We start from the raw sequence: 1,274 nt of genomic DNA on the forward strand, positions 1-1,274 counted from the left end.
GGAGTCCTCCCGGACGGGGCGGTCGTCGGTGAAGCAGGAAACCCAGCGGGCGACCGCTGGAATCCCCCGCCTTTAGGCGGGGGAGGAAGTCAAGTGGGAACCGTCTGTCGATGCGGGTGTCGGGGCGGGTGGCCTCCGGGAAGACCTCGTCCAGTGTGCCGGTAAGGTGCCCGGGTGCTGACTGTGACCTCCGTCAATGTGAATGGACTGCGCGCCGCCACCAAGAAGGGCTTCGTGGAGTGGCTCGCGGGGACCGGGGCCGACGTGCTGTGCCTCCAGGAGGTGCGGGCCGAGCCGCACCAGCTGCCGGAGCACGTCCGCACGCCGGACGGCTGGCACGTCGTGCACGCGCCCGCCGCCGCCAAGGGCCGCGCCGGCGTCTCCCTCTACACCCGCCGCGAACCCGACCGGGTCCGGGTCGGGTTCGGATCGGCCGAGTTCGACGGCGGCGGGCGCTATGTCGAGGCCGACCTGCCCGGCGTCACGGTCGCCAGCCTCTATCTGCCCTCCGGCGAGGTCGGCACCGAGCGGCAGGACGAGAAGGTCCGCTTCATGGGCGAGTTCCTCGCTCATCTGAAGGAGTTGCGCGAACGGGCCGCCGCCGACGGCCGCGAGGTGCTCGTCTGCGGCGACTGGAACATCGCCCACCGGCAGGCCGACCTCAAGAACTGGCGCGGCAACACCAAGAACTCGGGCTTCCTCCCCGAGGAGCGGGAGTGGCTGGACACGGTCTTCGCCCCCGAGGCCGGCGGGTACGTCGACGTCGTGCGCGAACTGCACCCGGACGGCGAGGGGCCGTACACCTGGTGGTCCTACCGGGGGCGGGCCTTCGATAACGACACGGGATGGCGGATCGACCTCCAGGTGGCCACGCCCGGGCTCGCCGCCAAGGCCGTCAAGGGGTACGTCGAGCGGGCGGCCACACACGCCGAGCGCTGGTCGGACCACGCCCCGGTGACGGTGGTCTACGACCTCCAGTGCGGTGACCGGGAAGGTTTGCCGGGAAGCTCGCGGCGTCCGGTGCCGGGGGCACCTCCCACGCCTTCAGGCAGTGGGGGAGCATCGCAAGGCGGAGCGTCGCCCGCGTACTGGGCGTACTCGGGTGATGCGACAACGCGGCGAGGTGCCGTGCCGGGCGTCGCGAGCCGGTGAACCTTTCCGGTCACAGCACTAGGGCGCGTTTCGAAAGTAGCGCCGTCCGCCCGGAGGGCGGGCCCCGCGGCGTCTGGTGCGGTGCATCGCAAGGCGGAGGGTCGTCCGCGTACTGGGCGTAC

1 pseudogene is annotated in these 1,274 nt (G+C 71.7%); it reads left to right on the plus strand.

Going from position 1 to position 1,274, the window contains the following annotated elements:
* Positions 1–174: 174 nt before the first annotated feature.
* Positions 175–975 (plus strand): annotated as a pseudogene (locus ACFY4A_RS42670) (exodeoxyribonuclease III); the annotation flags it as partial.
* Positions 976–1,274 lie beyond the last annotated feature (299 nt).

It is taken from the genome of Streptomyces sp. NPDC001292, from assembly GCF_042896465.1.
GTDB lineage: Bacteria > Actinomycetota > Actinomycetes > Streptomycetales > Streptomycetaceae > Streptomyces.